This window comes from Salinarimonas sp. (genome assembly GCF_040111675.1).
Lineage (GTDB): Bacteria > Pseudomonadota > Alphaproteobacteria > Rhizobiales > Beijerinckiaceae > Salinarimonas.
In genome coordinates, this window is the sequence record NZ_CP157794.1 from 2,518,123 (window position 1) to 2,543,973 (window position 25,851).

Annotated in this window: 19 protein-coding genes; 9 read left to right on the plus strand and 10 right to left on the minus strand. The window is 72.7% G+C overall.

Annotated elements, in window-relative coordinates:
• Positions 1-76: 76 nt before the first annotated feature.
• The gene (locus ABL310_RS11675) at positions 77-913 is read right to left on the minus strand and encodes an MBL fold metallo-hydrolase (RefSeq protein ID WP_349371842.1); all 837 of its coding nucleotides are present in this window, start codon (positions 911-913) and stop codon (positions 77-79) included.
• Positions 914-1,033: 120 nt separating this feature from the next.
• On the minus strand, positions 1,034-1,348 hold the full coding sequence (locus ABL310_RS11680; RefSeq protein ID WP_349371843.1) for a hypothetical protein: 315 nt from the start codon (positions 1,346-1,348) through the stop codon (positions 1,034-1,036).
• A 90-nt stretch (positions 1,349-1,438) separates the two neighbouring features.
• Between ABL310_RS11680 and mazG the strand changes: the two genes are divergently transcribed.
• Both mazG and ABL310_RS11690 read left to right on the plus strand, forming a co-directional pair.
• On the plus strand, positions 1,439-2,242 hold the full coding sequence (mazG, locus tag ABL310_RS11685; protein ID WP_349371844.1) for a nucleoside triphosphate pyrophosphohydrolase: 804 nt from the start codon (positions 1,439-1,441) through the stop codon (positions 2,240-2,242).
• Between the two features lie 50 nt (positions 2,243-2,292).
• A complete protein-coding gene (locus tag ABL310_RS11690; RefSeq protein WP_349371845.1) occupies positions 2,293-3,042 on the plus strand; it encodes an NUDIX domain-containing protein in 750 nt (249 codons plus the stop codon).
• A gap of 13 nt (positions 3,043-3,055) precedes the next feature.
• Here the strand turns inward: ABL310_RS11690 and ABL310_RS11695 are convergent, their stop codons facing one another.
• The 4 genes from ABL310_RS11695 to ABL310_RS11710 all read right to left on the minus strand — a co-directional run bounded on the left by ABL310_RS11695 (position 3,056) and on the right by ABL310_RS11710 (position 7,034).
• A complete protein-coding gene (locus ABL310_RS11695; protein WP_349371846.1) occupies positions 3,056-4,093 on the minus strand; it encodes a phytoene/squalene synthase family protein in 1,038 nt (345 codons plus the stop codon).
• A complete protein-coding gene (locus tag ABL310_RS11700; RefSeq protein ID WP_349371847.1) occupies positions 4,080-5,636 on the minus strand; it encodes a phytoene desaturase in 1,557 nt (518 codons plus the stop codon). The genes ABL310_RS11695 and ABL310_RS11700 overlap by 14 nt, the downstream gene beginning before the upstream one ends.
• A 43-nt stretch (positions 5,637-5,679) precedes the next feature.
• Positions 5,680-6,591: an alpha/beta hydrolase gene (locus ABL310_RS11705; protein WP_349371848.1), complete on the minus strand. Its 912-nt coding sequence runs from the start codon at positions 6,589-6,591 to the stop codon at positions 5,680-5,682.
• A gap of 173 nt (positions 6,592-6,764) precedes the next feature.
• The gene (locus ABL310_RS11710) at positions 6,765-7,034 is read right to left on the minus strand and encodes a DUF1127 domain-containing protein (protein ID WP_349371849.1); all 270 of its coding nucleotides are present in this window, start codon (positions 7,032-7,034) and stop codon (positions 6,765-6,767) included.
• Positions 7,035-7,151: 117 nt separating this feature from the next.
• Between ABL310_RS11710 and ABL310_RS11715 the strand changes: the two genes are divergently transcribed.
• The 5 genes from ABL310_RS11715 (at position 7,152) to bchO (ending at position 12,188) form a co-directional block, all read left to right on the plus strand.
• Entirely contained in the window at positions 7,152-8,027 is an 876-nt protein-coding gene (locus tag ABL310_RS11715) for a LysR family transcriptional regulator (RefSeq protein ID WP_349371850.1), read from the plus strand.
• 65 nt (positions 8,028-8,092) lie between these two features.
• Positions 8,093-8,281, plus strand: a complete 189-nt coding sequence (locus ABL310_RS11720; protein ID WP_349371851.1) for a DUF3008 family protein — start codon at positions 8,093-8,095, stop codon at positions 8,279-8,281.
• Positions 8,282-8,392: 111 nt separating this feature from the next.
• Positions 8,393-9,448: a magnesium chelatase ATPase subunit I gene (gene bchI / locus ABL310_RS11725; RefSeq protein ID WP_349371852.1), complete on the plus strand. Its 1,056-nt coding sequence runs from the start codon at positions 8,393-8,395 to the stop codon at positions 9,446-9,448.
• The gene (locus ABL310_RS11730) at positions 9,445-11,286 is read left to right on the plus strand and encodes a magnesium chelatase subunit D (RefSeq protein WP_349371853.1); all 1,842 of its coding nucleotides are present in this window, start codon (positions 9,445-9,447) and stop codon (positions 11,284-11,286) included. The genes bchI and ABL310_RS11730 overlap by 4 nt, the downstream gene beginning before the upstream one ends.
• A 5-nt stretch (positions 11,287-11,291) precedes the next feature.
• On the plus strand, positions 11,292-12,188 hold the full coding sequence (gene bchO, locus ABL310_RS11735) for an alpha/beta fold hydrolase BchO (protein WP_349371854.1): 897 nt from the start codon (positions 11,292-11,294) through the stop codon (positions 12,186-12,188).
• Between the two features lie 1,206 nt (positions 12,189-13,394).
• On the opposite strand, the gene ABL310_RS11740 is transcribed toward bchO, so the two are convergent.
• The 3 genes from ABL310_RS11740 to ABL310_RS11750 all read right to left on the minus strand — a co-directional run bounded on the left by ABL310_RS11740 (position 13,395) and on the right by ABL310_RS11750 (position 16,405).
• Complete coding sequence (locus ABL310_RS11740; protein ID WP_349372045.1) at positions 13,395-13,835, minus strand: MarR family transcriptional regulator; 441 nt, start codon at positions 13,833-13,835, stop codon at positions 13,395-13,397.
• Positions 13,836-13,971: 136 nt separating this feature from the next.
• Positions 13,972-15,549, minus strand: a complete 1,578-nt coding sequence (locus ABL310_RS11745) for an NAD(P)/FAD-dependent oxidoreductase (protein ID WP_349371855.1) — start codon at positions 15,547-15,549, stop codon at positions 13,972-13,974.
• 67 nt (positions 15,550-15,616) lie between these two features.
• On the minus strand, positions 15,617-16,405 hold the full coding sequence (locus ABL310_RS11750; protein ID WP_349371856.1) for a cyclase family protein: 789 nt from the start codon (positions 16,403-16,405) through the stop codon (positions 15,617-15,619).
• Between the two features lie 276 nt (positions 16,406-16,681).
• Between ABL310_RS11750 and ABL310_RS11755 the strand changes: the two genes are divergently transcribed.
• A complete protein-coding gene (locus tag ABL310_RS11755; protein WP_349371857.1) occupies positions 16,682-18,280 on the plus strand; it encodes an NAD(P)/FAD-dependent oxidoreductase in 1,599 nt (532 codons plus the stop codon).
• Between the two features lie 359 nt (positions 18,281-18,639).
• Positions 18,640-22,233 carry a type IIL restriction-modification enzyme MmeI gene (locus ABL310_RS11760; RefSeq protein WP_349371858.1) on the plus strand — a complete coding sequence of 1,198 codons (3,594 nt, stop codon included), beginning with the start codon at positions 18,640-18,642 and terminating at the stop codon, positions 22,231-22,233.
• Positions 22,234-22,261: 28 nt separating this feature from the next.
• Here ABL310_RS11760 and mfd read toward each other — a convergent pair whose 3' ends face one another.
• Positions 22,262-25,816 carry a transcription-repair coupling factor gene (mfd, locus tag ABL310_RS11765; protein WP_349371859.1) on the minus strand — a complete coding sequence of 1,185 codons (3,555 nt, stop codon included), beginning with the start codon at positions 25,814-25,816 and terminating at the stop codon, positions 22,262-22,264.
• Positions 25,817-25,851: the final 35 nt, after the last annotated feature.

The window sequence follows — 25,851 nt, forward strand, 5'->3', positions numbered from 1 at the left end:
GCGCGAGCCCGCTGCGGCCCGCGCCCCGTGAACCCGCCGGGCGCGCGACCGGTTCCGATGCGCGCCGAAAGCGAGATCAGCGCCCCGGGCCGTCCAGCACCAGCACGGTCGGCCGGTCCGGCAACGTCTCGCGCGAGAGAATCACGGTCGGACTGCCCGCGCGGGCGATAGCGAAATGTGCGCTCGCGGCCTCGAGGAACTGCTCGAGCCGGTAGGGCGAGAAGAAGTGCATGGGCACGACGATGCGCGGGCCCATGCGCCGCAGCGTCTCGATCATGCCCTCGGTGTCGAGCGTGTACGACCCGTCCACCGGCGCCAGCGCGACGTCGACCCGGCCGAGCGCGACGAGGTGCTCGGGCTCGAGCACGTGGTGCAGGTGCCCGAGATGGGCGATGCACAGGCCCGCTGTCTCGACCACGAAGATCGAGTTCTCGTCGTAGGCCGTGCCCATGCCGGAGCGGATGTTGGTCGTGACGTTGCGCACCCGCACGTCCGCGACCTCGACATCGTGCTCCGCCGCGCCGCCTTCGGGGTTCCAGCCGCGCAGGACGTGATCGATCGCCGGATCCGGGGCGACGGAGAAATGCGTCCGATGCGCCCGGTTCATGGTCGCGATGGTGGGCGTCACGTCCGGGCGGACGTAGTCGTTGTAGTCGGTCGCGACGGTGACGCCGGCGGCGCTTTCGATCAGGAAGGTGGCGTGGCCGACGAAGGTGAGCGCCGCCTGATCCTGGGTCAGGGCCGCGCGATGGATCAGCCCGTCGAGACCCGCCAGCATGGGCGGGCAATTGCGCATCGGGTCCGCCTGGGCCGGAGCGGACGCGGCGAGGCCCGCGGCGACGAGCGCGGGGACCGCGAGGGTCTTGCCGAGGAAGGCGGAAAGCCGCCGGGCGAGAGCGTATCGGGCCATCATGCGCGTCTTCCTCCGTCGATGACCCGACGAGGATGGCGCATGGGCCGGCGGCTTCAACCGACGAGATCGTGAGCGCGACGCTTTGCTGCGCCCACGCCCCCTGCCCCGCTGGCGTCCGCGTCAGGCGGTGAGCGCGCTGCGGTCTCGCGTGAGCCGCCAAGGCCGCCCAGCCTCGGCCTCGATCGCCTCGGACGAACGCAGGCGGCGCGGGTCACCGCCCTCCCCGATCTCCGTGATCGCGACGAAGCCGAGGATCTGCAGCCGCGCGGCCAGACGCTTCGTGGCGACGTCGTCGGCGGCGATCTCGAGCGCGCCGGAGGCGAAGACGGCGTCCATCAGGCGCTTCTCCAGCTGGCGGGCGCGCTCGAGCGCAGGAAGCGGCGCGCGGCGGACCGGAAAGGGGATGAGGACGGCGGAGGAACCGGAGGAGGACATGAAGGACGCGACTCGACTGCGACTGAACACGTCTCGTCAAACTGAGCCGGTCGCGTTAAGGACGGGTGAACCAAAACACCGGAGCCCGTCGTGACGCCCTCGCAGGACATCGAGCGCCTCATCGCCATCATGGCCGCCCTGCGCGACCCCGAGACGGGCTGCGCCTGGGACGTGAAGCAGACCTTCGAGACCATCGTCCCCTACACGATCGAGGAGGCCTACGAGGTCGCGGACGCGATCGAGCGGGGCGACCTCGCCGACCTCAGGGACGAGCTCGGCGACCTCCTGCTCCAGGTCGTCTTCCACGCCCGCATGGCCGAGGAGGAGGGCGCCTTCGCCTTCGGCGACGTGGTCGAGGCGATCACCACGAAGCTGATCCGCCGCCATCCGCACGTCTTCGGCGAGGCGCGCACCCGCTCGCCCGAGGAGATCAAGGCGATGTGGGGAGAGATCAAGGCCGCCGAGAAGGCCGAGCGTGCGGCGACGCGCGGCGAGGCGCCGGCCCGCCACCTCGACGACGTGCCCGCCGCCGCCCCTGCCCTCGCCCGCGCCGACAAGCTCACGCGGCGCGCGGCCAAGGTCGGCTTCGACTGGACCGACACGGCTGACGTGATCGCCAAGATCCGCGAGGAGCTCGCCGAGGTGGAGGAGGCGATCGCCGGAGGCGACCAGGCGGCCGTGACGGACGAGATCGGGGATCTCCTGTTCTCGGTGGCCAATCTCTCGCGCCATTGCGACGTCGACCCCGAGGCGGCACTGCGTGGCACCAACGCGAAATTCACCCGCCGCTTCGCCGCGATCGAGGACGCGCTCGCCGCGCAAGGGCGCAGCCTCGCGGAGGCGAGCCTCGACGAGATGGAACGGCTCTGGGTGGCGGCGAAGCGGCGCGGCTGACGCACCCTCCCCCTCCCCTCGCGCGTTGTCCCGCCTGGAGGTGACGCGCCATGCAGCTGCCGGACGGATACGCCCCGCTCTTCGTGGAGGGCGAGCCCGACCCCGTCGGAGCCGTCGGCCCTGCGATCGCGGCGGCCTTGAAGGGTCTGGCACGGGAGCGCGGAGACGGTCTCGGGCTTCCGGCGGGCGGGCTGCAGGACGCCCTCGACGAGGCCGTGACGCGGCTCGCCGCCGCCGGGCTCTGCCCGCCGCGGCGCGAGGAGGCCATCGCGGTACGCGCCGGCCGGGATGCGCGCGCGCTCGCCCGCGTCGACCGCTCCGCCGCCGCGCCGCTGGGGCTCCTCGTGCGCAAGGTCTGCCTGAACGGCATCGTCCCCGGAGAGCCGATGCGGATCTGGCTGGCGCGCCGGTCCCGCGATCAGCGCACCGCGCCGGGCCTCCTCGACACGACGGTGGCCGGCGGCGTGCCGGCCGGGGCGACGGACGACGGGACGCTCCGCGCCGAGGCCTGGGAGGAGGCGAGCCTCACCCCGGAGCGCCTCGCCGTGGCCCGGCCGGTCGCCCGCCTCGATCGCGTGGCGCCGAGGCCCGACGGCCTCGCGCGGGAGGACCTCCTCGTCTGGGATCTGACGATGAGGCCCGACGAGCGCCCCCATCCCCGCGACGACGAGATCGACGGCTTCGCCCTGTGGACGCTGCCGGATCTGGAGGACGCGCTCGTCGCGCCGGGCGGCTGCAAGCCCGGCGCGGCGATCGTCCTGCGGGACGGCGTTCGCCGCTGGCGCGCGGTAAAAGGGTGAGCCGTCCCCGGGTTCAGCGCGCGACGTCGCGGCGCTCCAGCCTCTCGAACAGGTCGACGAGCCAGGCGATGCGGTCCTCGATCGTCTGCGGCGGCAGGTCGAGGCGGGCGGGGGCGCTCGCGGCGTCGACCAGGAAGGCGACCTCGGGCAGCGGCGGCGTCGCGTCGGCGCGCTCCGCGAGAAAGGGGGCGCGCGCGAGCGCGCCGGCGACGAGGGAGAGCTGGCGCGCGCGGGGAACGACGGCGCGCTCCAGCGCCCGCGCCGGGCCGCGCTTGACGACGACGTGGCCGATCTCGGCGTAGAGATAGCGCGCAGCCAGGATGCCCGGCCGGCAATCGCCCGGCAGCGCGGCGATGCCCGGCATGGAGCGCGCATAGAGCCCGTCCGCCACCGCGAGCAGCCGGCCGGTGACGCGGTGCACGCCGAGGCTCGGGCGCGGATCGGCGAGGAATTCCGCGACGTCGACGCCCGCCTCCCGCAGCCAGGCGCGGGGCAGGTAGAGCCGGCCGTTGGCCGCGTCCTCGCCGACGTCGCGGGCGATGTTGGTGAACTGCATGGCGACGCCGAGATCGCAGGCCCGCGCCAGAACCGCGGGCTCGCGCCGGCCCATGATCAGCGTCATCATCGCGCCCACCGTCCCCGCGACGCGCGCGGCGTAGGCGGTGACGTCGGAGAGCGTCTCGTATTCCCGCTCCTCCGCGTCCCAGGCGAAGCCCTCGAGCAGCGCCTCCGGCAGGGCGCGGGGGATGCGGTAGCGGGTCACCGTCGCCGCGAAGGCGCGGTCGATGGCCTGCGGCGCGGGATGGCCGGCATAGACGCGGTCGAGCCGCTCGCGCAGCAGGGCCAGGGCGGCGGGCCGGTCGTGGCCGTGGTCGACGGCGTCGTCCGCCACGCGGCAGAAGGCGTAGAGCGCCGCCGCCGGCTCGCTGATGCGCTTCGGCAGGACGCGCGAGGCCGCGTGGAACGAGCGCGACCCCCCGCGCAGCAGGTTCGCGCAGGCGGCGATGTCGGCCTCGGCCGAGGGGTGGTCGAGACGGTCAGGCGCGCGCATGGTCCCTCGCGAAGTCTGCGGCGTCGGGCACGACGCGGTCGAGGACGCGGGCGGTGGAGAGTACGCCCGGCATGCCGGCGCCGGGATGGGTGCCCGCGCCGACGAGGTAGAGGTTGGCGATGTCCTCGGCGCGATTGTGCGGGCGGAACCAGGCCGACTGCCACATCACGGGCTCCAGACCGAAGCCGGCGCCGTGAACGGAGGCGTAGTCCGTCTCGAACTCGCGGGGGGTGAGCATGCGGGAGACGACGATCTCGTCCTCGAGCCCGGGGAGCACGGTCTCGCTCAGGTGGCGCATGATCTTTCGCCGATAAACCTCCGCCGTCTCACGCCAATCCGTCTCGCCGATCAGGTTCGGTACCGGCGAGAGCACGTAGAAGGCGTCGCACCCCTCCGGCGCCACGGAGGGGTCGGAGGCCGAGGGGCGGTGCAGGTAGAGCGAGAAGTCGTCGGCCAGCACCTTGCGGCGGAAGATGTCGTCGAGGAGCTCGCGGTAGCGCGGGCCCAGCATGATCGTGTGGTGGCCGACATCGTCGTAGCGGCGCTTCGTGCCGAAATACCAGACGAACAATCCCATGGACCATCGCGCGAGCCGCTGGCGCGGCGGCCCCCAGCGCGTCTTCACGCCCTCGGGCAGGAGGCCTGCATAGGTCGCCGTCGAATCGGCGTTCGAGACCACGATGTCGGCGGGAAGCGTCTCGCCGCTCTCGAGCCGCACCCCCGTCGTGCGGCGTCCGTCGAGCAGGATGTGCGAGACCGGCGCGTTCAGCCGCACCGACCCGCCCTGCCCTTCGATCAGCCCGACGATGCCGGAGACGAGCCGGTTGATGCCGCCGACCGCGTAGTGCACGCCCCAGCGCTTCTCGAGATGGTGGATCAGGGCGTAGATGGCGCTCGCCGAGAACGGGTTGCCGCCGATCAGCAGCGGGTGGAAGCTGAACACGGTGCGCAGCCGCTCGTCTTGCAGGTGCTTCGCCACGAGCCCGTAGACCGAGCGCCAGGCGCCGAGCCGAATCAAGTCGGGGGCGACCTTCAGCATGTCCCCGACCGAGCCGAAGGGCACGTGGCCGAGCTCCTCGAAGCCGACCCGGCAGATCTCCTCGGAGACCGCCATGAAGCGCTCGTAGCCCGCGACGTCCTCCGGGCGGAAGCGGGCGATCTCGGCCTTCATCGCCTCGGTGTCGCCGCTGTAGCGGAAGGTCTCGCCGTCGTGGAAGCGGATCGTGTAGAACGGGTCGAGCGGGCGGACCGCGACGTCGTCCTCCATCCGCCGCCCGCAGATTTCCCACAATTCGGAGAACAGGTGCGGCGCGGTGATCAGCGTCGGGCCGGCGTCGAAGGTGTAGCCGCCCTCGCGGAAGACGCGGGCGCGGCCGCCGGGCTGATCGAGCTTCTCCAGCACGGTCACGCGCCAGCCGCGCGCGCCGAGGCGCACGGCCGCCGCGAGGCCGCCGAAGCCGGAGCCGATCACGACCGCATGGGGCTTTTCGGTCGGACGGTCGCCGAACGAAGCCGGCGCGCCGACGCGCGGGGGAGGTGTCAAGACATTCATCGCATACGAAGCGTAACAGAGCTTTGACAGCCCGTCAGCTCGCAGCAGCCCGTATGCCCGCGCTTTCCGCGAGGAAGCGCTCGTAGGCTCCGACGAACTCCTCCGGCTTCTCCCAATGGACGAGCGCGCCGGTGTCGAAGGCCGAGAACAGCCAGTTCTTGCGGGCGATCGCCCAGTTCGCCTCCGAGAAGTCCTTGAAGTCGCCCTTGGTGCCGTGGAGCACGTAGACCGGCAGGTCGAGGTCCTCGTAGAGGTCGCGCACGTCCCGTGCGAAGAGCTTGCCCGACAGGAAGGCGAAGGGCGCGCGCTCGGCGCCGGGCTGACGCGTCGAGCGCCAGTCGTAGGCGACCATCTCCTCCGGCACGTCCTTGCGGCCGAAGGTGCGCTGCAGGAAGTAGCGGATCGACCTCTCGGAGGTGAGGAGCCGGTAGAGCCCCTTGCCCCACGGCGCGTGGAGGAATCGCGCCATGCCGGGGATCTGCAGCGACGATTCGGGCGCACCGCGCTTGCGGTGCGCGCCCTTGGCGAAGCCGGTGGGCGTGACGAAGCCGAGCGAGGCGAAGGCGTCCGGCGCCTCGCGGGCGGCGCGGGCGAGGAACTCGCAGGAGAGCGACAGCGCCAGCGCATCGATGGCACGCGGCCCGTGCGCCTCGCGAATCACGTCGACCATGTCGAGCACGGCGTTGGTGAAGAGGCGGATGTCGTAGGTCCGCTCCGAGCGGTCCGAGAAACCGTAGCCAGGCAGATCGAGCGTGTAGACCCGGCGCTGCCCCTTCATCCGCTCGTGGACCGGGCGCATCTCGAAGGCGGAGGCGGCGGCGTTGATCGAGTGGATCAGCAGCAGCGGCGCGCCCTCCCCGGCCACGTAATAGGACAGGCGGCCGGCCCGGCGGCGGGTCTCGCGGCGCTCGCCGGACACCGCCGGCGTGAGGTCGATCGTCGTCACGGCTGGCTGCCTCCTCGCATGCGGCGACGACGAAGATAGCGCGCCTGCGCCGTTCGTCGATGCCGGAATGCGGGGAAACGCTTATGACGCCGTGTCGGGTTCCTTGCGACGCCGTCGCGGCGAGCGGCCGAGGGGCGCGGCCGCTCGCCGCGTGCGGGACGATCCCGGCGCCGTCAGCGCCGGTCCTCCCGCTCTGCGTCGCGCCACGGTCGGCCGTTGCGCAGCGCGTGGTCGATGTCGGCGCGCGACAGGCCAATATCGGACAGGAGGTTGTCCGGCATCTCCTCCAGCATCCGCGCGGCGCGCCGGATGCGGATCTCGCGCGCCAGCATCGCCGGCACGGACGCCAGGCGGGCGAGGAGCCGCGCGCCGAGCGCCGGGCGCTGGCGGACGACGGGGACGCTGGTGCGGGCCGGGGCGCAATCGAGGCACATCGTGGACATGGGGGGCTCCTTCTCGGGGTGGACGCTTGCGATGAGGGGACCCTAGCGAGAGGGGTTGCATCATGGAAACGAATGGTCATGATGTGCGGAATAAGGGAGCATTATCGAGAGGACAGCATGCCCCGCAATCTCGACACCGCGCTCCTGCGCGCCTTCGTCGCCGTCGCGGAAACCGGCGGCATGACCGCGGCCGGACAAGCGCTCAACCTGACCCAGGCCGCCGTGAGCCAGCAGATCAAGCGGCTGGAGGAGAGCTTCGACACGCTGCTGTTCGAGCGCGACCGCCGCGGCCTCGCGTTGACGCCGCAGGGCGAGCGGCTGCTCGGCCTCGCAAAGCGGCTGCTCAGGCTCAACGACGAGATCTGGGCCGAGATGACCGCGCCGCTCGAGACGGGCGAGATCCGGCTCGGGATCCCGTACGACCTCGTGCCGGGCTACATGCCGGACGTCCTGAAGAGCTACGGCCGCTGCTGCCCGCGGGTGAAGATCTCGCTCTCGGTCCAGCCCTCGAAGGCGATCCGGGCGGCGCTCGACCGTGGCGAGGTCGATATCGGCATCGTCGAGGAATCCGCCACGGACCCGGCCGGCGAGACCCTGATGATCGATCGCCTCGTCTGGGTCGGCGCGCGCGGCGGCGACGCGCACGCGCAGCGGCCGGTGCCCATCTCGGTGGGATCCGAGACGTGCTCGATCCGCGCTCCGACGCTCGCGGCGCTCCGCGCGGCCGAGATCGACTGGCGCGCCATCACCGAGATCTCGAACGTGGACGCGCTGAACGCCACCGTCTTCAGCGATCTCGCGGTCACGGCGATGCTGTCCTGCGCCATTCCGCCCGGGCTCGAGATCCTGCCGCCCGATTCGGGCCTCCCGGCCCTGCCGCCGCAGGTCGTGAGCCTCTATCTGCGCCGCGACCACGGCTCGCGAGCGGTGGACGAGATCGCCCGGGTGATTCGCGAGGCCTTCGCCCGTCGCCGTCCGGCTATCGCGGCCTGAGCCGCGAACCCGGGCGGCAGGCTCGGCGTTTTCCCGGCTTCGAAACCGGCAAAGGAGGGCGTGTCATGCCCGCCAAGTCCAAGAAGCAGCAGATGGCCGCCGGCGCGGCTCTCTCCGCCAAGCGCGGCGAGAAGAAGAAATCCGAGCTCAAGGGCGCATCGAAGTCGATGGTCGATTCGATGAGCGAGACGGAGCTCGAGAAGATGGCGCACGCCGATCGGAAGGACCTGCCGGAGCGCGCCTCGAAGGATTGAGCCGCGCCCCCGGCCCGGCGGGTCGGGGGTTGCGCGAATGGCGGGACGCCCGCGCCCCCGCTAGCCTTCCTCGTACGGGCTCGCCCCCGAGGGCCCGAGCGAGGAGAGGTCATGCGTCAGGTCTACCCGTTCTCGGCGATCGTCGGCCAGGACGAGATGAAGCGCGCGCTCGAGATCACCGCGGTCGACCAGTCGGTCGGCGGCGTGCTCGTCTTCGGAGACCGCGGCACCGGCAAGTCCACGGCGGTGCGCGCGCTGGCGGGCCTGCTGCCGCCGATGAAGGTGGTCGAGGGCTGCCCCTACAATTGCGATCCGGCCGAGTCCCGCGCCAAGTCCCGCGCCGCCTGCCCGCATTGCGCCTCGCGCGAGGCGGACGGCGGGACGGTCGCCGTCGCCGAGGTCCCCGTCCCGGTCGTCGACCTGCCGCTCGGCGCGACCGAGGACCGGGTGGTGGGCGCGCTCGACCTGGAGCGCGCCATCACCAAGGGCGAGAAGGCCTTCGAGGCGGGGCTCCTCGCCCGCGCCCATCGCGGCTTTCTCTACATCGACGAGGTGAACCTGCTGGAGGACCACCTGGTCGACCTCCTGCTCGACGTCGCCGCCTCGGGCGAGAACGTGGTCGAGCGCGAGGGCCTCTCGGTGCGCCATCCGGCGAAGTTCGTGCTCGTCGGCTCCGGCAACCCGGAAGAGGGCGAATTGCGCCCGCAGCTCCTCGACCGCTTCGGCCTTTCGCTGGACGTGAAGACGCCGGACGACGTGAAGGCCCGCGTCGAGATCGTGCGCCGGCGCGACGCCTTCGAGCGCGACCCGGACGCCTTCGTCGCCTCCTACGCGGACGACGACGCGCGCCTGCGCGAGCGCATCGCCACGGCCCGCCGGCGCCTGCCCGAGACGAACGTCTCCGAGGAGGCGCTGGAGGCGGCCGCGCGGCTGTGCATGGCGCTGGGCACCGACGGGCTGCGCGGGGAGATCACCTTGATCCGCGCCGCGCGGGCGCACGCCGCGCTGGAGGGTGAGCGCGATGTCGGGCTCGAGGCGCTGCGCGCCGTCGCGCCGCTGGCGCTGCGCCACCGGCTGCGCCGCAACCCGCTCGACGATGCGGGCTCGGGCGTGCGGGTCGAGCGCGCGCTGGCCGAGGTGATGCCGCCGGAGGCCGTGGCGTCGTGAACGCGGAGGCGCCGCGGACCGTCTCGGAGGCCTGGCGCGCCGCGGCGCGCGCGGCGGCGCTCGTCGCCGTCGACCCCGTGGGGCTCGGCGGCGCGGCTCTGCGCGCGGGGCCCGGCCCGGTGCGCGACCGCTGGCTCGCGCTGCTGCGCCATCTCCTGCCCGAGGGCGCGCCGTTCCGAAGGGCGCCGGCCGGCATCGACGACGACCGTCTGCTCGGCGGGCTCGACCTCGTCGCGACGCTGCAGGCCGGGCGGCCGGTGATCGGGCGCGGCATCCTCGCCGAGGCCGACGGCGGCATCGTCGTCCTGCCCATGGCCGAGCGCCTGCCCGGTCCCGTGGCCGGTCGGCTCGCCGGCGTGCTCGACGGCCGCGCCGTACGGCTGGAGCGCGAGGGTCTCGCGGCGACGCTCGAGACGCATATCGGCGTCGTCGCCCTCGACGAGGGCCACGAGGAGGACGAGCGCCCGCCGGACGCGATCCTCGACCGGCTCGCCTTCCTGATCGACCTGACCGAGATCTCCTTCCGCGAGACCGGCGATCCCGGGCTCGACCCCGCCGCGATCGCGGCGGCGCGGGCGCGGCTGCCGGACGTGAGCGTCTCGGACGCCCGGCTGGAGGCCCTGTGCGGCGCGGCCGCCTCGGTGGCCATCGCCTCGCTGCGCGCGCCCCTGCTGGCCCTGCGCGCCGCGCGCGCCCTCGCGGCCCTCGACGGGCGTCTGGAGGCGAGCGACGAGGACGTCTCGGAGGCCTTCCGTCTGGTGCTCGCCCCGCGCGCCCGCGCCTTTCCGCCCGCCCCGTCGGAGGAGGACGAGGCGCCGCCACAGGACGAGCCCCCTCCCCCGCAGGACGAGCCGCAGGACGAGGACCGCTCCGAGAACGACGCGGACGAGCCCGACGAGCAGGACGCCCCGGAGGCGGAGACCGAGGAGCGCCCGCTCACGGCGGAGGAATTGCAGAACCTCGTGCTCGAGGCGGCGCAGGCGATCCTGCCCGAGGACCTCCTCGCCCAGCTGCGCGCCGGGATCTCCGGCATGAAGACCTCCCGCGTGCGCGGCGAGACGAAATCCCGCGCCCGGGCGGGCGTCTCGGGGCGGCCGGCGGGCTCGCGCCCCGGCGAGCCGAAGCGCGGGGCGCGGCTCGACCTCGTCTCGACCCTGCGCGCCGCCGCGCCCTGGCAGCCGCTGAGGAGGCGCGGCGCCCCCGCCTCGGACGGGCCGCGCGTCGCCGTGCGCCGCGAGGATTTTCGCGTCGGCGTGAGGAAGCCGACCATCCGGCGCACCACGATCTTCGCGGTGGACGCGTCCGGCTCCTCCGCGCTGGCCCGCCTCGCCGAGGCGAAGGGGGCGGTCGAGCTGCTCCTCGCCGAATGCTACGTGCGGCGTGACCGCGTCGCCCTCGTCGCCTTCCGCAATCGCGAGGCCGAGCTCGTGCTGGAGCCGACGCGCTCCCTCGCCCGCGCCAAGAAGGCGCTCGCCGGCCTCGCCGGCGGGGGCGCGACGCCGCTCGCGCGCGGCATCGACGCGGCGCTCGCCGCCGCCGACGCCGTGCGGCGCAAGGGCGAGGACCCGGCGCTCGTCCTCCTCACCGACGGCAAGACCAATATCGGCCGCTCCGGCGAGCCCGGCCGCGAGGCGGCGCGGGAGGACGCGCTCGCCGCCGCCCGGGAGGCGCGGGCGCACGGGGTCGCGGCGCTCGTCGTCGACATCTCGCGGGCCGGCCAGCCGCTGGCGCAGGAGATCGCCGCCGCCATGGGCGCGCGCTATCTCGCCCTGCCCTATGCCGACGCCGCGACCCTGTCCTCCGCGGTCACCGCCGCGCTGCCGGCGCGCGCGGGCTGACGGCGATGGGCCGGCGCCTCGACTGGTCGCGGGACGGGCGCGACTGGCCCAATCGCGAGACGTCGACCTTCGTGCGCGCGGCGGGGTTTACGTGGCACGTGCAGCGGATGGGCGATCCTGCGCGCCCCACCCTCTTCCTCGCCCACGGCACGGCGGCCTCGACCCATTCCTGGCGCGATCTCGCGCCGATCCTCGCCGCCGAGTTCGACGTGATCGCCTGCGATCTTCCCGGCCACGGCTTCACCGAGCCGATGGCGCACGGGCGCCCGAGCCTGCCCGGCATGGCGCGCGGGCTCGCCGACCTCCTCGCCGCGCTGGAGGCGGCGCCCGCCCTCGTCGTCGGCCATTCGGCGGGCGCGGCGCTCCTGATCCGCATGGCGCTCGACCGGCTGATCCATCCGGCGGGGGTCGTCTCGCTCAACGGCGCGCTGACGCCCTTCGACGGCCTCGCGGGGCGCTTCTTCTCGCCGCTGGCGAAGCTGCTGGCGCTCAACCCGTTCGTGCCGCGCTTCGTCTCGGCGAGCGCCTCGGACCGGGCCGGGGTCGAGCGGCTGATCCGCAACACCGGCTCCAGCATCGATGCGCAGGGGGTGGAGCTCTACCGCCGCCTCGTGGCCGATCCGGGCCACGTCCACGGGGCGCTGGCGATGATGGCGCATTGGGACCTCGACCGGCTGATCGAGGACCTCCCCCGGCTCGCGACGCCGCTCCTGCTGGTCGTCGGCGACCGCGACAAGGCGGTCCCGCCCGAGGACGCGCGCCGCGTGCGCCGCCTCGCCCGCCACGCCACGCTCGAGACGATGAAGGGCGCGGGGCATCTGGCGCACGAGGAGCGCCCGGAGGAGACGGCCGGGTTGATCCGCGCCTACGCGGCCGGCCTCGGGGTTGCCTGCGGGGGGTGAGGGATCCGGCCCACCCCACCCGTCGGCCCTGCGGGCCTCCTGCCTCGCCCTTCCGGCCAGTCGAAGCACACATCTCATGAGGCGAATGAATTCCCATCGCCGGACGGGCGCGACCTGAATGCAGGGCGCCGACGGTCTCCGCTCGCCCTTGTGGCGAGGGGCCGGGGGTGTGGGTCGTGCAGAACTGCCGCGACCTCGATGCCGCTCGAACCGGGAACGTCGATCTCGTCCCGAGACGTCTCGCGCTGCATCGCGACCCACATCCGCCCCCTTCGGGGGCACCTTCTGCACGAGGGAGAAGGACGAGCGGCTGGCGCCGCTCGCAGATCCCGACCAACGGCGCGAGACGATGTGTGAATCGAGTAGCCCCTGCAGGGGAAGGTGGCGCCGCGCGTCGCGCGGTGACGGATGGGGCGCGGCGCGAAGCGACGCGTTCCGCGAAGCGGAAGCCCCCGGTGGCGGCCGGTCTCTCCGGTGAGTTTCGGCTTCGCCGAACGCGCGTGCCGCGCGCCCCATCCGTCTCGGCTTCGCCGAGCCACGTTCCCCTACAGGGAAGGAGACGCGTCGGCGCGCACGCCGAGCCCTCCCCACCCGTCGGCCCTGCGGGCCTCCTCCCTCCCCTGCGGCTAGCTGATGCACACATCTCGCTCGGCGAAGGCGTTCCGCCAAGCAGTCGCGACCTGAAGCGTAGAGCGCCACCGGACTCCCCTCGCCCTTGTGGCGAGGGGTCGGGGGTGTGGGTCGTGCAGAACTGCCGCGACCTCGATGCCGCTCGAACCGGGAACGTCGAGCTCGTCCCGAGACGTCTCGCGCTGCATCGCGACCCACATCCGCCCCCTTCGGGGGCACCTTCTCCACAAGGGAGAAGGACGAGCGGCTGGCGCCGCTCGCAGATCCCGACCAACGGCACGGGAAGATTGGTGAAGCGACTAGCCCTGCAGGGGAAGGCGGCGCCGCGCGTCGCGCGGTGACGGATGGGGCGCGGCGCGAAGCGACGCGTTCCGCGAAGCGGAAGCCCCCCGGTGGCGGCCGGTCTCTCCGGTGAGTTTCGGCTTCGCCGAACGCGCGTGCCGCGCGCCCCATCCGTCTCGGCTTCGCCGAGCCACCTTCCCCTACAGGGAAGGAGACGCGTCGGCGCGCACGCCGAGCCCTCCCCACCCGTCGGCCCTGCGGGCCTCCTCCCTCCCCTGCGGGGAGGGGTCGCGCTCACAGGTCGTGCTTGCGCACGTTGGCCAGGACCTTGTGGAGGGTGGAGACGAAGGCCTGGTACTCGGCCGCGTCGACGCCCTCGAACATGTCGGAGAACTTGTCGTACATCATCGGCCAGACCTCGTCGAAGGCGGCGCGGCCCTGCTCCGTGATGAAGATCTCGCGCACGCGCAGGTCGCCCTCGCGGGGGCGGCGGCGGATGAAGCCCTGCTCCTCGAGGGCGTCGAGCGTGCGGCTCATGGTCGACTGCTCGGTGACGGCGAAGACCGAGAGGTCGTTGACGGTCAGCCCCGAGGAGATCGACAGCACCGCCAGCACCCGCATCTTGGTGGTCGTCATGTCGAAGGCGCGCAAGGCCTCCGCCATGTCCGCGTTCCAGCGCGCGGCGATGCGGTTGAGGAGGTAGGGCGCGAACGAGGAGAGGCCGATCTCGCCCATGCTCGGCGGCGCGCCGACGCTCGCCACGGCGCGCGCGAGCACGGTGCGCTCGACGCTGCGCCGCGCCCTCCCCCGCCCCTTCGTCCTCGGTGTCGCCTCGTCCAATCCCGTGTCCCTTCTCGCGAGCGGCGCGCCGTCAGAGCGACGAGGCGACGAGGTAGCCCGATCCCCCGCCGAGCCCGGGCCCGGGATGGGTCGAGGCGCCGATATGGTGGAGCCCGGGGATACAGGTCTTGTGGTTGACGCTCCCCTTCAAGGGGCGCCAGAGGAAGAACTGGTCGAGGGCGCAGGAGCCGCCGTAGGGGTCGCCGCCGACGAGGTTCGGGTTCGCCGCCTCGAGGTCCGCCGGGGAATGGACCCGCCGGCCGAGCACGCTCTCGCGGAAGCCCTCGATGTGGCGGGCGAGCCGCGCCTCGATACGGTCGGCATAGGCCTCGCGCACCGCCTCGGTCCAGACCCCGTCGGCGGGCGTCTCGATCTCGCCCGCGGCGTCCCCCCGGATGGTGCGCGGCGCCTCGGGGAGCTGGAGCCAGAGAATGGCCTTGCCGTCCGGCGCGCGGGACGGGTCGAGCGCGGTGGGCTGGCCGACGCAGATCGTCGCCTCGGCGGGGAGGAGGCCCCGCTCCGCCTCGTTGACGGCGCGGGAGACGCCGTCGAGGCCCGGCGTGAGGTGGAGGAGCGCCACCTTGCCGAGGTCCGCGCCGTCCCGCCAGACGGGCGGGCGGTCGAGCGCGTAGTGGATCTGCATGTTGCCCTTGCCGTAGCGATAGTCCTTCAGGCCCTCGCGAACGGCGTCCGGCACGTGCTCCGGGTCGAGCAGGCGCTCGTAGAGCTGGTGGGGCGTGACGGAGGCGATGACGCCCTTGGCGGCGCGCAGGACCGTGCCGTCGGTCAGGCGCACGCCGGCGGCGCGGCCGTTCTCGACGAGGATGCGCTCGACCTCGGAACTCTCGCGGATCGCGCCGCCATGGTCGCCGATCAGCCGGGCGAAGGCGTCGAGGATGCTCCCGGCGCCGCCCTTCACGATCGGCGCGCCGGCGGCCTCGAGCGAGAAGGCGACGACCTTGGCCATCTGCCCGGAATAGGCGCTCTCGGGCCCGAGCCCCACATGCAGCACCCAGGGCGCGAGGAGCGCCCGGCTCACCTCGGAGGAGTAGCGGCTCTCGAGATGCGCCCGCGCGCTCTCGAGCGCCGTGCCGAAGAAGGCGGCGAGCGCGCGGGGCCCGCGCCGCCAGGCCTCCCTGGCGAGAACGCCGGCCATCTGCCGCGACCAGAGCGACCCGCCCAGCATGGAGAACAGGAAGGGCGCGTTCTCGCCGAGCCGGTTCATCTGCGCGTCGAAGGAGGCGCCGTCGCCAGGGCCCAGCGCGTCGAGCATGGCGACGTTCGCCGCGCGGTCGCGCCCGAGGATCGCGTGGCGGCCGTCGGGCAGGAGCACGCCCGTCGGCGCGTTCGAATTGGCGAAGGCGAGGCCGCGCTTCTCGAGCTGCGGCCCGAGCGTCTCGTAGGCCGGCGAGAGCGTGAACAGCACGAAGGTGGTGGCGAAGACGTCGTGGACGAAGCCGGGGAGCGTCGCCTCCTCGGTGCGGATGCAGCCGCCGATGCGCGGGTTGCGGTCGAGGACGAGCACGCGCCGGCCCTTCAGGGCGAGCAGCGAGGCGCAGACGAGGCCGTTGATGCCCGCGCCGACGACGATGTGGTCGGGGTCGCTCATGGGATATGCGTCGCGAGGGGCGCGGCGGCGCGGCGCGAGGGGGCGCGCGCCGCCGCGACGGGTCCCGTCAGGCCGGCACGAAAGCGAGGACGCGCACCGGGCTGCCGGTGCCGTTGACGAACTTCAGCGGCGCCGCGACGAGGATCGCGCCCTTCGGCGGCAGCTTGTCGAGATGCGCGAGGCTGGCGAGGCCGTAGCGGTTGGCCTGGTGCATCAGGTAGTGCGCGGGGAAGGGCGGGTTCATGCCCGCGGCGGCGCCGGCGTCGGTGCCGACGCATTCGGTGCCCCAGCCCAGGATGCCCTTGTCGACCAGGTACTCGATGCAGTCGACCGACGGACCGGGCGAGTGCGGGCCGTTCTCGTCGGCGTTGAGGAAGGTCTCGGAGCTCTTGTTGCGGTGATGCCAGTCGGTGCGCATCAAGACCCAGGAATCGCGCTCGATCGGCCCGTGCGCGTCCTCCCAGGCCTTCACGCCCTCGGCGGTGAGGAGGAAGTCCGGGTTCTCGGCCGCTTCCTTCGAGCAGTCGATGACGTTGACGGGGCCGACGAAGTTGCGCGGCGGGATCGTGTCGGTGGAGCCGTCGGCGTGGTCCTTGCCGGAGATCCAGTGGATCGGCGCGTCGAAATGGGTGCCGGTATGCTCGCCGAGCTTGAGCCAGCGCCAGGCCCAGTACGGGCCCTTGTCATTGTACCACGAAATCTCGTGCATCTCGACGTTCGGCGTGTTCACGCCGATCTCGGGCGGCAGGTAGAGCACCGGCGTCTCCGGCCCGAGCGGGGCGGAGAGGTCGACGACGGTGATGGCGCCGCTCGCCAGCCCGGCGGCCATGTCGGTGAGCGTCTGTTGTGCGGTCATGTGCGTGCCTCCCGAGGATCATGTATCGTGCTGGCGCATCGGCCCGGCCCCCTCGTCGCCGGTCGCCCCGCGCGCTGCGTTGGCGCATCGTACGCCCGAAATATGAGAATGCAAGGAACCGCGAGCGGGGCCGTTCCCGTGCGGCGACGCCCGGGCCGGTTGCGAGAAAACGCCGCGATCTCCTTGCATCGGCATCCATCCGCAGGCGCCCGCGCCCCCGTAAGGCGGACGGCGGCGCGGGCGCGCGCTGGACAGGATCTATGCATTCGCCGTTAAATGCGGCCAACCAGAAGAGGGGGATCGTCCGTGCACGACGCGCTCGTCATCGGGGCAGGCCACAACGGGCTCGCCTGCGCCGTCCATCTCGCGGCCAAGGGGTGGAAGGTCGCCGTCCTGGAGAAGGCGCCGGTCGCCGGGGGCGCGGTGAAAAGCGCGGAGCTCACGCTGCCGGGCTTCACGCACGACCTCTACGCCATGAATCTGAGCCTGTTCGCGGGCTCGCCCTTCTTCGCGTCGTACAAGGACGGGCTCGCGCGCCACGGCTTTGCGCTCGCGCCCGCCTCCGACTGCTTCGCCTCGGCCTTCCCGGACGGGACCTGGCTCGGGATCTCGAACGACCTCGAGACCAACCTCGCGCGCATCGCCGCGCTCTCGCCGGCGGACGCGCAGGCCTGGCGGGCGCTGTCGAACGACTTTCCCGGGGACGCGGCGCACATCTTCGGCTTTCTCGGCGCGCCGATGCCCTCGCGACGGATGGCGGGCGTGTTCTGGAAGGCGTGGCGGGAGAAGGGCGCGGGCTGGCTCGCCGAGACCGCGCGCCTCGTCGCCTCCTCGCCGCGCGACTTCCTCGACCGGCATTTCACCGACCCCAAGCTCAAGGCGACGCTCGCCGCCTGGGGCATGCATCTCGACTTCGCGCCGGACGTCTCCGGCGGCGCGCTGTTCCCCTATCTCGAGGCGATGGCGAACCAGGCCTTCGGCATGGTGGTCGGCCAAGGCGGCGCGGCGCGGATGATCGAGGCCATGGTCGCCCTCCTGCGGGAGACGGGCGGGGAGGTGCACACGGACGCCGAAGTCGCGGCGATCGAGACGGCGAACGGCAAGGCCTCGGCGGTGCGCCTCGCCGACGGACGCCGATTCGAGGCCGGCCGCGCGATCGTCGCCAACGCGCATCCCAAGCTCGTCTTCGGCCGGATGCTGGAGGAGCGCGCGCGCCCGGCGGAGTACGCGCGCAAGCTCGAGGGCTTCCGCCCGGGGCCGGGCACGATGATGCTCCACCTCGCCCTCGACGGCCTGCCGGACTGGGCGGCGGGCGCGGACCTGAAGCGCTTCGCCTACGTCCATCTCGCGCCGGACATGGCCACGATGGCGGCGACCTACGCCGATGCGATGGAGGGGCTCCTGCCGCGCGAGCCGGTCCTCGTCGTCGGCCAGCCCACCGTGGTCGACCCGTCCCGGGCGCCGGAGGGCAACCACGTGCTCTGGGTGCAGGTGCGCGTGCTGCCGGGCGAGATCAGGGGCGACGCCGCCGGCGCGATCGCGGCGCGGGACTGGGACGGCGCGAAGGAGGCTTACGCCGAGCGCGTGCTCGACGTGATCGAGCGCTACGCCCCGGGCCTGCGGGGCAAGATCCTCGGCCGGGCGGTCCACTCCCCCGCCGACCTCGAGCGCGACAACCCCAACCTGATCGGCGGGGACAATCTCGCGGGCTCCCACCACCTCGACCAGAACTTCCTCTTCCGCCCGGTCCCCGGCTGGTCGCGCTATGCCACGCCGGTGAAGGGCCTGCACCTGTGCGGCGCCTCCACCTGGCCCGGCGCCGGGACGGGCGCGGGATCGGGGTTCATGCTGGGGACGATGCTCGCCGGAGGGTGAGGCGGGCGGTTCCGAACCCTTTCCTTCCCTGTAGGCGAAGGTGTCGCCGCGCGAAGCGCGGTGACGGATGGGGCGCGCGGGACGCGCGTTCGGCGAAGCCGAATTCACGGCGCGACCGCCGGCAGACGGGGGCTTCCGCTTCGCGGAACGCGTCGCTTCGCGCCGCGCCCCATCCGTCTCGGCTTCGCCGAGCCACCTTCCCCTACAGGGAAGGAAAGCACTCGGCGTCGGTCCTGCACGCCCCTCACCCCCGTTCCCTCGCCGCGGGGCTTCGTGAGAATCCTGAATCGCGTCGGATGCGGCTTGCTACTTCAGATTCTCCCGCCTAACCTGCTCGTGAGACGGGTGGCGGGGCGTTCATGGAGATCGAGGGGTTCATCGCCGAGGCGCGGGGCGCCGACGGCTCAGAGCGTGCGAACTACCAGCTTTTCGTGACGCGGCTGTGCGCGCTCCTCGGCGTCGATCCGCCGACCTATTCCGCCGCCGAGACGGCGCTGAACGACTACGTCTTCGAGCGCAAGGTGGATTTCGTCCATGCGGACGGGTCGCGCACGCCGGGCTTCATCGACTGCTACAAGCGCGATCATTTCGTGCTGGAGGCCAAGCAATCGGCCAAGCGCGTGGGCGCTGCGGCGCGGGGGGCCGGGCGCGGCTGGGACCAGGTGATGCTGGAGGCGCGCAGGCAGGCGGAGAACTACGCGCGCGCCCTGCCCGTCGACCACGGCTACCCGCCCTTCCTCGTCGTCGTGGACGTCGGCCACGTCATCGAGCTGTTCGCCGACTTCTCCGGCCAGGGCAAGAACTACGCGCATTTCCCGGACCGCGCCTCCTACCGCATCCGCCTCGACGACCTGCGGCGCGAGGACGTCCGGGACCGGCTGCGCAAGGTCTTCCTCGACCCGCACGCGCTCGACCCGGCGCGCGAATCGGCGCGGGTGACGCGGGAGGTGGCCGAGCGGCTGGCGCGCATCGCCAAGCGGCTGGAGGCGCGCCACGACGCGCAGGAGCTGGCGGAATTCCTGATGCGCTGCCTCTTCACCATGTTCGCCGAGGACGTCGGCCTGCTGGACCGGTTCCGCGACCTCCTCGCCGACCTGAAGGACAATCCCTCCGCCTTCGTGCCGGCGGTGGAGAGCCTGTGGGCGGCGATGGACGCGGGCCTCTACGAGCCGCGGCTGATGAAGACGCTGCGGCATTTCAACGGCACTCTGTTCAAGACCCGCCGGGCGCTGCCCCTCGAGCGCGCCGCGATCGCCGAGCTCCTCGACGCCGCCGAGCGGGACTGGCGGGACGTCGAGCCCGCGATCTTCGGCACGCTGCTGGAGCGCGCCCTCGATCCGCGCGAGCGCGCCTCGCTCGGCGCGCACTACACGCCGCGCGCCTATGTCGAGCGGCTGGTCATTCCCACGATCATCGAGCCGCTGCGGGCGGAATGGGACGTCGCCAAGGGCCGCGCCGACGAGCTCGCCGCGGCGGGGCACGCCGAGGGCGCGCTCGCGACGATCCGGGGCTTCCACCACCAGCTGTGCACCGTGCGGGTGCTCGACCCGGCCTGCGGCACGGGCAACTTCCTCTACGTGGCGCTCGAGCTGATGAAGCGGCTCGAGGGCGAGGTGCTGGACGCGCTCGAGGCGCTCGGCCAGGATCAGGCGCGGCTCGCGCTGGAGGGCGAGACGGTGAGCCCGCGCCAGTTCCTCGGCCTCGAGATCAACCCGCGCGCGGTGCCGATCGCCGAGCTGGTGCTCTGGATCGGCTACCTGAAATGGCAGCTGCGCACCGGCGGCGCGGCGGCCGTCGGCACGCCGGTGCTGCACGCCTACGGCACGATCCTCAACCGCGACGCGATCCTCGCCTACGATGCGAAGGAGCTGGTGCGCGAGGCCGACGGGCGCCCGGCGAGCCGCTGGGACGGGGTGACCTTCATGCGCCACCCGGTCACCGGCGCGGAGGTCCCGAACCCGTCCGCGCGCACGGAGGTGTATCGCTACGTCAATCCGCGCCGGGCGGAGTGGCCGCAGGCGGACTTCATCGTCGGCAACCCGCCCTTCATCGGCGGCAAGGACATGCGCGCGGCGCTGGGCGACGGCTATGCGGAAGCGTGCTGGGCGGTGCGCCCGGACGTGCCCGGCGGGGCCGATTTCGTGATGCATTTCTGGGACGAGGCGGCGACGCGCCTCCTCGCCGCGGCGGGCGGCGGGGGCGCGGCGGGCAAGGGCGCGAAGGCGAAGGGCGGGGGCAAGCGCACGGCCGGGGCCGCCGCGCGCCCGTTGCTGCGCTTCGGCTTCATCACCACGAACTCGATCACGCAGACCTTCTCGCGCCGAGTGATCGAGCGCCACCGCGCCGCCAAGGCGCCGCTCTCCCTCGTCTTCGCCGTGCCGGACCACCCCTGGTACAAGTCCGCCGACACGGCCGCCGTGCGCATCGCCATGACGGTCTGCGCCCGCGGCGAGACGCCGGGCGTGCTGGCGACAGTGGTCCACGAGGAGGGGCTCGATACGGACACGCCGCAGGTGGAGCTGGCGCGGCGGGAGGGGGTGATCACGGGAAACCTCTCGGTGGGGCCCGATCTCGGCGCGGCGACGGCTCTGCTCGCGAACGAGGCGCTGTCGAGCCCGGGCGTGAAGCTGCACGGCGCGGGCTTCATCGTCACGCCCGAGAAGGCGGAGGCGCTCGGGCTCGGGACCGTGCCGGGGCTGGAACGGCACATCCTGCCCTATCGCAACGGCCGCGACCTCACCGCCCGCCCCCGCGGGGTGATGGTGATCGATCTCTACCCGCTCGCCGCCGAGGAGGTGCTGGAGCGGTTTCCGGCGGTGTATCAGCACGTCGCGGAGACGGTGAAGCCGGAGCGGGATCAGAACAATCGCGCGACGTACCGCGACAATTGGTGGATCTTCGGGGAGCCAAGGGCCGATCTGCGCCCTTCAATCGAAGGTCTGGACCGCTACATCGCTACCGTAGAGACTTCGAAACATCGCGCGTTCCAGTTCCTCGACGCGGCGATCCGTCCGGACAACAAGCTCGTCGCGCTCGGCCTCGACAGCGCCGCCCACCTCGCCGTCCTCTCCTCGCGTGTCCACACGCGCTGGGCGATGGCGAAAGGCGGATGGCTCGGCGTCGGCAACGACTCCGTCTACGTCAAGACGCAGTGCTTCGACCCCTTCCCCTTCCCCGCCTGCCTCGACGCGCCCCCGCACCACCCCGACGCCGCCATCCGCGAGCGGCTGCGCACGCTGGGCGAACGGCTCGACGCGTTTCGCAAGGAGCGGCTCGCGGCGCATCCCGCGCTGACCCTGACGGGGCTCTACAACGCGCTGGAGCGGCTGCGCGGGATCGAGGCGGGGACGGACGCGAGGCCCCTCGACGAGGCCGAGCGGCGGGTCCACGCGGCGGGGCTCGTCTCGATCCTGAAGGAGCTCCACGACGAGATCGACCGCACCGCCTTCGCCGCCTATGGCTGGGGGGACCTCGCGGACGCCCTCGTCGGCCGCCCCGGGGCGACGACGCCGGCGCCCACCGTCGCGGCGGAGCAGGCCGAGGCGGAGGAGGCGCTCCTCGCCCGGCTCGTCGCGCTCAACCGCGAGCGGGCGGCGGAGGAGGCGCGGGGGCGCGTGCGCTGGCTGCGGCCCGATTTCCAGGTCCCCCGCCTCGGCGCCCGCGCGCCGCAGCCCGAGCAGGCGATCCTGCCGGAGATGGAGGTGGTCCCGGTCCCCCTCGCCGCGCGGCCCGCCTGGCCGGCGGACGGGCTCGACCAGGTCCGCCTCGTGCGCGACGTACTGGCCCGCGCGCCGACGCCGGTCCAGGCCGACGCCATCGCCGTCACCTTCGACGGCCGGGCCAACGCCGCCCGCCGCCGCCGCATCGCCGCCGTGCTCGACACGCTGGTGGCCACGGGCTCGGCCCGCGCCCGCGCCGAGGGAGGGGCGCGCACCTATTTCGTGCCGCGCTGAGGGTCGGGGGGCGCGGGGCGATGCCCGACTAGGCCGCCGCCCTCCCCTCCGCGATCTTCACGAGGTTGCGCAGGATCACGCGCGTCACCTTCAGCCGTTTGTCGACCTCCGCGACGTCGCGCGTGAAGACGATCTTCATGTCCGGGCGGACCTTGGCCGCGGGACCCTGGTCGGCGACGTAGGCGACGAGGCCTTGCGGGTTGGCGAAGGAATTGTCGCGGAAGGCGACGACGATGCCCTTGGCGCCGGCGTCGACCTTCTCGATGTTGGCGCGCCGGCACAGAAGCTTGATGCCCATCACCTTGAGCAGCTGGTCCACCTCCGGCGGGCGCTCGCCGAAGCGGTCGCGGAGCTCGGCGCCGAACGCCTCGATGTCCTCCTCGGTGTCGAGCGAGGCGAGGCGGCGGTAGAGGTTGAGGCGCACCTGCAGGTCAGCGACGTAGCTCTCCGGGATCATCACCGGCGCGCCGAGCGCGATGTTGGGCGACCACTGGTCCTCGACGGGCTCGTCGGCGCCCTCCTTGAGCTGGGCGACGGCGTCCTCCAGCATCTGCTGGTAGAGCTCGTAGCCGACCTCCTTGATGTGGCCCGACTGCTCGTCGCCGAGCAGGTTGCCGGCGCCGCGGATGTCGAGATCGTGGGAGGCGAGCTGGAAGCCGGCGCCGAGCGTCTCGAGCGACTGCTGCACCTTGAGCCGCCGCTCCGCCTGCACCGTGAGCGTGCGGTTCGCCGGCACGGTGAAGAGCGCGTAGGCGCGGGTCTTCGAGCGGCCGACGCGCCCGCGCAGCTGGTAGAGCTGGGCGAGGCCGAACATGTCGGCACGGTGGACGATCAGCGTGTTGGCGGTGGGGATGTCGAGGCCGGATTCGACGATCGTGGTCGAGAGCAGGATGTCGTACTTGCCCTCGTAGAAGGCGGTCATCACGTCCTCGAGCTGGGTCGCCGGCATCTGGCCGTGGGCCACCGCGACCTTCGCCTCGGGCATCTCCCGGTCGAGGAAGTCCTTCACCTCGGCGATGTCCTCGATGCGCGGCACCACGTAGAAGGCCTGGCCGCCGCGATAGCGCTCGCGCAGCAGCGCCTCGCGCACCAGCAGCGGGTCGAAGGGCGTGACGAAGGTGCGCACCGCGAGGCGGTCGACCGGGGGCGTCGCGATGATCGAGAGCTCGCGCACGCCGGTGAGCGCGAGCTGGAGCGTGCGCGGGATCGGCGTCGCGGAGAGGGTGAGCATGTGCACCTCGGCGCGCAGCTCCTTGAGGCGCTCCTTGTGGGTGACGCCGAAATGCTGCTCCTCGTCGACGACGACGAGGCCGAGATCCCTGAACTTGACGGTCTTGCCGAGGAGCGCGTGGGTGCCGACCACGATGTCCATCGTGCCGTCGGCGAGCCCCTCCTTGACGCGCTTGAGCTCGGCGGCGGTGACGAAGCGCGAGGCGTGGCCGACCTGGACGGGCAGGCCCTTGAAGCGCTCGGCGAAGGTCTTGAAGTGCTGGCGCGCCAGCAGCGTGGTCGGCGCCACGACCGCCACCTGCTTGCCGGCCATGGCCGCGGCGAAGGCGGCGCGCAGCGCCACCTCGGTCTTGCCGAAGCCGACGTCGCCGCACACCAGGCGGTCCATGGGCCGGCCGGAGGCCATGTCGGTGAGCACCGCGTCGATGGCGGTGAGCTGGTCCTCGGTCTCCTCGAAGGGGAAGCGCGCGGCGAATTCGTCGTAGAGCCCTTCCGCCGGGGCGAGCTTCGGGGCCTCCTTGAGGATGCGCGCGGCCGCGATCTGGATGAGCTGCCCCGCCATCTCGCGGATGCGCTTCTTCATCTTGGCCTTGCGGGCCTGCCACGCGCCGCCGCCGAGCTTGTCGAGCTGGACCTCGGTGTCCTCCGACCCGTAGCGGGTGAGGAGCTCGATGTTCTCCACCGGCAGGAACAGCCGGTCGCCACCGTTGTAGTGCAGCTCGAGGCAATCGTGCGGCGCGCCGGCGGCCTCGATGGTCTTGAGGCCGACGAACCGGCCGATGCCGTGGTCGGCGTGGACCACGACGTCGCCGGTCGTCAGCGAGGAGACCTCGGAGAGCACGTCCTGCGGGCGCTTCGCGCGCCGGCGCGGGCGCACCAGGCGATCGCCCAGGATGTCCTGCTCGCCGATGACGGCGAGCGCGTCCGTCTCGAAGCCGGCCTCGATGCCGAGCACGGCGAGCGCCACCTCGCCCTGCGCGAGATCCGCCACCTCGGCGAGGCGGCGAACGAGCTTGGTGCGCTCGACCCCGTGATCGGCCATGACGTGGCCGAGGCGCTCGCGCGAGCCCTCGGACCAGGCGGCGAGGACCACGGCCTTCCCGGCGCGCTGGAGCGCCCCGACGTGCTCCGCCGCGGCCTCGAACACGTTCGTGCCCTCGGCCTCGCGCTCGGCGACGAAGGTGCGCCCCTGCCGCGCCCCGCAATCGACGACGAGCCGCCCCTCGCTCTCCGGCAGGGCGAAGGGCGTGACGCGCACGCTCGCGCCGCTCTCGAGGCGCGAGGCCCATTCCTTGGGCGCGAGGTAGAGCGCGTCGGGCCGCAGCGGATTGTAGGGGGCGACGCCGGGCTGGCGCTCGTCCATCTGCTGGCGGCGCGCCTCGCAATAGTCGCGGATCGTGGCGAGCCGCTCGGAAGCCGCGTCCTCGGCCTGATGGTCGAGCACGACGGGCGCGCCCTCGACATAGGAAAACAGCGTGTCGAGGCTCTCGTAGAAGAGCGGCATCCAGTGCTCGAGCCCGGCATAGCGCCGGCCTTCCGAGATCGCCTCGTAGAGGAGGTCGTCGCGCCCCGGCGCGCCGAAGGTGGCGGCGTAGCCCTGGCGAAAGCGCTTGATCGAGGCGGTGGTGAGCTGCACCTCCGACATCGGCACGAAGTCGAGCCCGCGCATCGTCGTCATGGTGCGCTGGCTCTCCGGGTCGAAGGCGCGGATCGATTCGAGGCTGTCCCCGAAGAAGTCGAGCCGCACCGGCGTCGCGAGGCCGGGCGCCCACAGGTCGATGATGCCGCCGCGCACGGCGTATTCGCCGGTCTCCTGCACCGTGCCGGTGCGCAGGAAGCCGTTGATCTCCAGCCATTGGACGATCGAGTCCATGGCGATGACGTTGCCGGGCTGGGCCGAGAACGTGTCCGCCAGGATGCGCGCCTTCGGCACGGTGCGCTGGAGGATGGCGTTCACCGTGGTGGAGAGGATGCGCGGGCGCTCGGGCGACGACTTGGTGCGGGCGAGGCGCGCGAGCGTCGTCATGCGCTGCGCGGAGACCGCGCCCGCGGGGGAGACGCGGTCGTAGGGCTGGCAGTCCCAGGCGGGAAACGAGAGCACCTCGAGCCCCGGGGCGACGAACTGAAGCGCGCGCTCCAGCGCCTGCGCCCGCTGCCCGTCCCGCGCCACGTGGACCAGGATCGCCGAGCGCTCGGCCTTCTCCTTCAGCCCGAGCGCCAGATCGGCGAGCGCGAGCGCGTCGTAGCCGTCGGGCGCGGCGGCGAGGGTCAGGCTCTCCCCCGCGCCGACGAGATCGAGGGCGCGCTTCGGGAGGTTGGACAAGGGCGCGCGGGCGGCTGGCGCTTTGGGCATCGGGCTTATCGAGGTGTGGCTGACGGTCGGCAACG